Here is a 7,470-nt window from a genome sequence, read left to right as displayed (position 1 = left end):
CGCCGAACACAGCGGGAGATACAGTGATAAAATCCAGCTGAATCTTTGTCGACCAGATACTTTCTAGGGATAGGCATATTTTTTCTCATCCATGAGAAGTGATTTCCTGATGCTAGTCTACTTAAAAATATAATGAGAACAATCAGCCACAGTAAATAGCGCTTGTAGGAAATGGCCAATAATTAATGTAGGATATGGATTAAGTCGGGGTGTCTGATAAGATACTGTTGGTGATAAGGTAAAAATACTGCCTGTATCTAACCAAACTGAACCATCTATGAAACACAATTAGCAAAACGTCAAAGGCGCATTCGTAATCATTGGCTCGGCTTCGTGACAAGGAATAGTCAGCTTTTACTCACCGCTTAACGCGGTGTTAAACAAAATAACAACAAGGAATAACAAGGTACTAAGGTAAGTATAATAATGCTATCTACTTTTCGCCGTCTAATCTAGCTTGCCCGTGATCTCTTTGGCAATTTAAGCCGCGTACTAATCCCATTACTTCTTCACAGTGTCATTATTAAAAAACGGGACTTACTCATTCTCAGATTAAATTAAAAACAGCTGACCTAAAACTTTCGAAATGCAGTTACTTTAGCTAGAAACGCCTGAGCTTTGTCGGCAATAAGAAATTCATCTTCCTCAATAACCGGTAAATCGGGATAAAGCTGTCTTAATCGCTTGGCGAAAATACCCTGACCAAGAGGCTGTAGAGATCCTGCAATGTCTGTTTTGACTTTAGTCAATCCACAGCTGGGAGATTTTGTTTTGAAAATATAACCAGATATTTGATCCAGCCACTGCTTTTGAGCGTCACAACATTTGATTAATTTAGGTGTATAGTCGATCTGATAACTTTCCTGGTCAAGACACACCACTTGCTGATCTCGCTGAACTAGTTGAATCTTGGGTCTTGGAACACCGAGTCCAATTTCCATTTCAGGACAAAACGGAACGAGTTCAAATTCATTTTGGAGCTTAATAATATTGGGCTGTAATTGATGTTCACCATCGTACCTGACCTTGTTACCTAGCAAGCAACTACTAACGCCGATTTTCACTTTATCTTTCATTAGCCTTGTTACCCTTGAATATCAAAAGCAGGGCAGGGTGTCCCCTGATGAAATGTCATTTGCCACTGACCGTCCTTTTCCTGCCAGATAGACGAGCGGAGTGAATAAATTTGCGAGCCTTCATTGCGCTTTAAGATAGAGCGGTAGTTAAGCAGATAAGTATTTTTATCGAGTCGAGTTGCAACAAAGTTGTCAGCTTGAATTTCAGGGGGAGTTTCTGTAGGTAAGCGGCTTAGTGCTTCATCTTTGAAATAAATTCTGCCAGTTGAAGTAATTTCTTTAAATTCATCTGCCAATAAACTATTAATTAATTGTGCAGAAAGCCGCACTTTGGAAGAAAAAAGACTTTCTTCAAGTGCGACGATTGTTTTCGTTGTGGCTTCTGTTAGATGAAATTGACTAGCTGCTTTGCTCACAGGTTTGTGGTCTATTTTCAAGTTGTGTTACCAGCAATGCTAGCACCGCACTAACCGCCAGTCCACTACCACAAATGATAATACCCTGAAGCAAAATACCATTGGTTAAATGGGCATTTTCAGGAGTGGAGTTCATACCGAAAAAGATTATGGTCGCAATTGTTAAGGTTAAGTAGAACCCGTAAATTGAAGCTGCGCCCAAACGTTGAGCAAGCTTGAGCAAGGATTTAAATTTGGTCGCTTCTAACGATGCGTAAGGATAATATCGCATAGTTTCCCCTTATTGTTATTGTCCCGTTGGCTTCGGCTCAATAAAAAGAATAAAAAGGAAGTCTGCAAAATATATCGAACTCAGATAAAAAGTTTTGTGCAAATAGACTACAAGATGAGTCGTTTACCCTTAAGTTTAAGAGATGCGTTTCCTTATTTGAGATTGCTCTTCTGTTTTATTGGCCCTGTGCACATTTTTGTGCGCGTTTTTATAATTAAAGCGTTGTTATTAGTTGTTCTACGTACGCTTTTACATCCCGCAAAATATTCTTATTGTTAGCGGAGTCCTGTTGCAAGGACTTAATTTTTGCCATAAATTCATCAAAGAGTAAAGTCGATCCTGAGTTTTTATCGTAAAAATTATCTTTTCGATGGCTTTGCCAACGATATTTTTCTTCTTCACTGAGTGTTTCAGGTGCATTTCGAGCACGGTAGCGGAAAAGCATCTCATCCAGACGCGGGTCTTCAAATTGACAGTGAAAGTTTGCTAGCTCTTCCCAGTCTTGTTTCCTTATCTGCTCCATTTTTTGTCTGTCGGCGGGCTTAAAAAAGCCACCGGAATAAAGTGCAAAGTCGGGGTTGGTGATCGGCTCGAATTGACTGTTTTGATAGGTAGACAGTAGATTTCCCTTTATTTTGGCAAGGTCAGCTTTGACCATTTCTGCCTTTTGCAAACATTCGTCCAGATCAATATTCAGCCTTTCCTGTACCGCTTGATTAAAAACACCAATTGGCGCTACCGCGGGACACTTATTGTAATGAATCTCTTTAATCGGTAGCCGTGATTCGCCTTCTGCCAGTTCTGAGGTACGAGTAAACATCCTTCTTTCGAAACTTTCTGCATCAAGGCTTGCCAGGTCATCGAAGAGCTGACTCAGGTCGACACAAATAACGCTGTTCTTGTTAGTGGGATGAGGAACTAATGGCAGCATGATACCGCAATATTCATGCGTCGGGCCTAGCATGCCCGAACAGTGAACAAAAGGCTTGAGATTAATGAGATCAATTTCCGCCATGACTTTTCGTTTGTCTCTTAGTTGAAACAAATAGTCAAATAATCTGGACTGATGTTTTTTTACCAGTTTTGCCATGTTGATAGTCGCATAGACATCAGCCAGGGCATCATGGGCATTTTCATGCTCTATTCCGTTTGCTGCAGATAGGTGCTCAAGACGGAAGCTGGCGTTACCTTGCTCGTTTGTTGGCCAGTTAAGTCCTTCAGGTCTAAGCGCGTGAGTCATCCTTAACATATCAAGTATGTCCCAACGAGAATTTCCATCCTGCCATTCTCGTGCGTAAGCATCGTAGAAATTTCGATACAGTCCGAAGCGGATCACTTCATCGTCAAACCGGATATTGTTGTAGCCAACAGCACAGGTTCTGGCGGTGGACAGTTCCAGATGTATTCGATGAAAAAAATCTTTTTCACTGACTCCTTTTTCCAGAGCTTCCTGAGGTGTTATTCCAGTAACAAGACAGGCTTCCGGGTGTGGAATGAAGTCGTCTGCCGGCCGACAAAAAATATTGAGTGGATCATCGATAATATTAAAGTCAAGATCCGTCCGAATTCCGGCAAATTGCGAGGGTCTATCTTTGGCGGGATTCGCGCCAAAAGTTTCAAAATCAAACCAGTAAAAGCTTTCCATCACCAAGTCTCGTGCAATTTAGAGAATTAGTTGTCGTCGTCCTTAATCAAGCAATGCTTCAAATAATCTTTGCTTTCATTGACCGTCCAGTCACCTTTGGGCTTTTCTTTCATCGCTTTACACCATTTAGGACTGCCAACTTCCGGAGTACAGGCGGAAACACCTATGAGCACCAATGATACAAATGCGGTTTTTAGGATGGTTCTTGAGTTAATCATGAGATATTCCTCATTCACAGGTTTGAAATAGTCGATTTGAAATAACCAATTTGAATCTACCAATACCCCTTTAATGGCAAATAGTGTTCATTGTCAGGATGGACATATGGTTACTTTTTGTTCGAGCAACAGCCAGTCTTCCTGTTTTTTCTGGTAGGTCGCATATGCTGTTGCGCAGCCCGGAGCTGTGGTTTGATCCGGTAGAATGCATAATCCAATTTTGCTATCTTCACCTTTAAACCAGAAAGTTCGATGTATCGGAGTTACCGCAAATTTCTGCTTGTTAATCAGCGCCTGAGTCGGAGCTTCAGGGTTTTTAACAGAACGCCAACTCGCTTCCTTAAATGCAGGACAGAGTTCACGTAGACTGAAGGATTTAGGCTGGCGCTGAACACAGCTAACCGTGAATAGCAGAGTAACTAGGATAAAGTAACGCATGGAGTTATTTAAAATTTATTGAATGTGGTCAGACTATCTTGTTTCTTAGATGAAAGCCAGTGTGATCGGTAATATTGACCCTACTGGCTTGTAAATAAATTTTTCTCAACTCAAGATTTACGAATCCAGTATTAATCTTGCTCAAAAAACAGTTTTATTCGTTTCTTTGGGTGTAGCCCAATTTCATTCAGAGTTTGACTATCATACAAGCGACCATTTTTCATCACCATATCGACCTGGTCGCTCTCGAAGATATTTTCAAGTGGGTTACTGTCAAGAATAACCATATCCGCCAGCTTCCCTGGCTCCAATGAGCCGAGCTGTTTATCCATGCCTAAGTAAATCGCGCCGTTTATGGTTGCAGCTCGAATAACTTCCATTGGGCTCATTCCTCCCTGAGCGAACATCCACATTTCCCAGTGAGCGCCAAGCCCTTCTCTCTGGCCATGTGCGCCAAGCTGGACTCTAACGCCTTTTCTTAGCAACTGAGTAGCGACTCTGGCGGTATTGAAATGGTTGTAGTCTTCTTCAGGCGCCATCGGACGGCGGATTGCGCGTTGATAGAGGATATCTTTGGGGACAAAACGAGAAAGTAGAGGGTGCTTCCATACTTCATTTTTTTGATACCAGTAGTTTTCGCCCCAGATGCCGCCGTAGGCAACGACGAGCGTGGGCGTATAGGCTGTTTCACTTTGCGACCAAAGCTGAAAAATGTCCTGGTAAATTGCGGCAGTTGGTATGGCATGCTCAATACCTGTATGACCGTCAACAATCATGGTGAGATTATGCTGAAAGGTTGAGCCGCCTTCCGGCATAACGAGCATCTGGTTTTTGCGAGCGGCCTGCAGGATTTGTTGTCGTTGCTCGCGCCTTGGCTGATTGTAACTTTTTACCGAGAAAGCACCTTGTGATTTAAGGCGTTTAAGATGATGCTCTGCCTCGTCAAGAGAATTAATTTGTGCGGTACTTTCACTCGTTGCACCATACAGAATGGTCCCCGTGGAGAAGATCCTGGGTGCCAGAATTTTTCCTGCCTTTTCCATTTCCGCGGCAGAAAAAATGGATGCAGTATTGTTGGAGGGATCATGTATTGTTGTAACCCCAAAAGTTAACGAAGCGAGGTTTTGCCAGTTTTGTTGGGGGGTAATTTGAGCGCTTGATTGAGAGCCGTGCCAATGAACGTCGATCAATCCGGGAATAATGGTTTTGCCTTTGAGGTTCAGTCTTACTGTATTGTCGGCAACCTTAAGACTACCCGACTCTCCAACCGCTTCAATAAGATTATCAGATATAAGAATATCGCCTTTTGCTAAAACCTGATCCCCCTTCATTGTGATAATTTGTGCGCCAGAAAGGAGAATACTCCCCTTTGGCCGATCACTTTCAACTTCAAATCCCAGATCAATGGAGACAGTCGATGCAGGCTGGTCCGAATCGGGAGTTTTCATCGCCTCTTGCTCCCAAAAGCTGTCATTGATGATTTGTGAGTGTAAATGGCTACCAAGTGCCCAGTTTAGTTGTTGACCTTTATTACTCCAGGAGAGGTAGTTTCCGCCATTGCTGCTGACCTTGATGATTTTGACCGAACTATCAGTCTCGTTAAGTAGAGCGGGCTTGCCTAATGTTGTATAGGGCGCTACAAAAATCTGATAACGCTTTTTAAAAGCGATGTTGTTTTCATCTGGTGAAAGCAGAAACTCGCTAACAAAGTCAGCTTTGGCATGCTCTATTTTGTCTTTGCCTTCAAGGTTAAGACTGAAAAGTAAAGTGTTATTTCCCTGGGACTGAGTTAAGTAGATTCGCTTATCGTCAAGGCTGAAGAAAGGGTGGGAACCTTCTTCGCTGATAAAGCTGGTTTTCCTATTGTTAATGGAGATGGAATAAATTCCAGGATTTACATTGTAGTCAGGTGATAGTAGTTGATTACCATTTATTCTTTTGAACACCAGATATTTGCCATCATTGGAAAAGCTCGGCTCAATGTACTTTCCAGGGGCTGAGGTTAACGTTGTGGCACGCCCCCCCCTGGATGACACTATTTTTACCGAACCCTGGTTGAAGTCATTCCAGGTAGTAAATGTCAGATATCGACCATCTTTGGAGTATTCAGGATAGAACTCCATATCATCGGAGCGAGTCAATCTTCTGGCTCGGCCATCAGGTAAATCTCTGATATAAAGTTTTCCCAGAGCCTGGAATACGACCTGGTTGCCGTCCGGTCTCACCTTCACCCAGCGAAGTATGTGTGTTTTAAACTTTTCAGGGGCCGGGTCAACGGACAAGCGAGCTGCTTTCCTTAAGGTTTTTTGGGTCTCAATGTGAAAAGGGATAGTCTTGGCAACTTGGGTAATACGGTTTAGTTTGCGAATTTTTCCTCCCGACCAAAATACCAGATTGTGGCTATCAGGTGTCCAGGCAATAGTGGGGTATACGCCATGAATAGCCCAGGTCTCTTGCATATCGCGATCAAGGTTTTTGTAGATTGGGTAGGTCTTTCCCGTTTCCAGTTCTTTGATAAATAGACTTGTCTGGTTTCTTATTCTTCGAACAAAAGCCAGAAAACGGCCATCGGGTGACGGTGTTGGCCTTACGCTGCCGCCAGCGCCGGACACTTCTTTGCGGGTTTTTCCCGTTTCCCGATCGATAGAAAAAATTTCGTAAATTACCTGATTTGAGTTCTTGTTATACTCGAAAAATTCTCCGGGTGTTGAGTCATGGGAAAAATAGACTTTTTTTCCATCTGGAGAAAAAGATGGTTCCCCAAGATCTTTCTGTTCGTTCGGGCGAGCTTTCAACTGGAAGCCCTTACCTCCTGTTTTATGGTATATCCATATCTCACCTGCACCTAATGAACGGCGGCCGGTAAAGTGTTTGCGTGCAGTAATGTACCGGCTATCAGGACTCCATGCGGGGCTGTTGAGTAACCGGAACGACTCGTCCGTTAGCTGAGTCGGATTGCTGCCATCTGTGCCCATTAACCAGATATTATCTCCGCCTCCGGCGTCGGATGTATAAGCAAGGAATTGGCCGTCTGGGCTAAATTGTGGCTGCATCTCCCAGGCAATTGAATGTGTGAGCTGTTTAGCTTCGCCGCCGTCAATAGGAAGAGTGTAAATGTCCCCCAGTAAGTCGAAAGCCAGTGTTTTTCCGTCTGGACTGATGGTTAGATTCATCCAGGTGCCTTCAGTAACATTGATATCTATTTGATAGCTATCATCATATTTTTGCTCAACCTGCCATGCTTCAGAAGGAGACTTGGCTACTAAATCAAAGGAGGGTATTGTCAGTAGCAAAGTAGTTAGAGTTAATGCAGCAACGATTTTGAGTCCGGGCTTCATATTCATCGATCAGGCTCTCTTTTGGCGACTTGTAGATTAATTTGTACTCTATCTTCAAGAGTCAGGTC

The 7,470-nt window shown here is 43.0% G+C and carries 7 protein-coding genes; all 7 read right to left on the bottom strand.

Going from position 1 to position 7,470, the window contains the following annotated elements; genetic code table 11:
• Positions 1 to 572 precede the first annotated feature (572 nt).
• Positions 573 to 1,076, bottom strand: coding sequence for a DUF523 domain-containing protein (locus IYN84_RS10610; protein ID WP_196139168.1), 504 nt, complete (start codon positions 1,074 to 1,076; stop codon positions 573 to 575).
• Positions 1,077 to 1,084: 8 nt separating this feature from the next.
• Positions 1,085 to 1,492 carry a DUF4440 domain-containing protein gene (locus IYN84_RS10605; RefSeq protein ID WP_210330379.1) on the bottom strand — a complete coding sequence of 136 codons (408 nt, stop codon included), beginning with the start codon at positions 1,490 to 1,492 and terminating at the stop codon, positions 1,085 to 1,087.
• Positions 1,476 to 1,763, bottom strand: coding sequence for a hypothetical protein (locus tag IYN84_RS10600; RefSeq protein ID WP_196139166.1), 288 nt, complete (start codon positions 1,761 to 1,763; stop codon positions 1,476 to 1,478). The genes IYN84_RS10605 and IYN84_RS10600 overlap by 17 nt, the downstream gene beginning before the upstream one ends.
• A gap of 214 nt (positions 1,764 to 1,977) precedes the next feature.
• On the bottom strand, positions 1,978 to 3,408 hold the full coding sequence (gene sbcB, locus IYN84_RS10595; protein ID WP_196139165.1) for an exodeoxyribonuclease I: 1,431 nt from the start codon (positions 3,406 to 3,408) through the stop codon (positions 1,978 to 1,980).
• 26 nt (positions 3,409 to 3,434) lie between these two features.
• Positions 3,435 to 3,626, bottom strand: coding sequence for a DUF3012 domain-containing protein (locus IYN84_RS10590; RefSeq protein ID WP_196139164.1), 192 nt, complete (start codon positions 3,624 to 3,626; stop codon positions 3,435 to 3,437).
• 93 nt (positions 3,627 to 3,719) lie between these two features.
• Complete coding sequence (locus IYN84_RS10585) at positions 3,720 to 4,064, bottom strand: hypothetical protein (RefSeq protein WP_196139163.1); 345 nt, start codon at positions 4,062 to 4,064, stop codon at positions 3,720 to 3,722.
• Positions 4,065 to 4,195: 131 nt separating this feature from the next.
• Positions 4,196 to 7,408: an amidohydrolase family protein gene (locus tag IYN84_RS10580; protein ID WP_246722776.1), complete on the bottom strand. Its 3,213-nt coding sequence runs from the start codon at positions 7,406 to 7,408 to the stop codon at positions 4,196 to 4,198.
• Between the last annotated feature and the right edge of the window lie 62 nt (positions 7,409 to 7,470).

The organism is Aliikangiella sp. G2MR2-5 (genome assembly GCF_015687155.1).
Taxonomy (GTDB): Bacteria; Pseudomonadota; Gammaproteobacteria; order Enterobacterales; family Kangiellaceae; genus Aliikangiella.
This window is presented reverse-complemented; position numbering and strand designations above follow the sequence as displayed.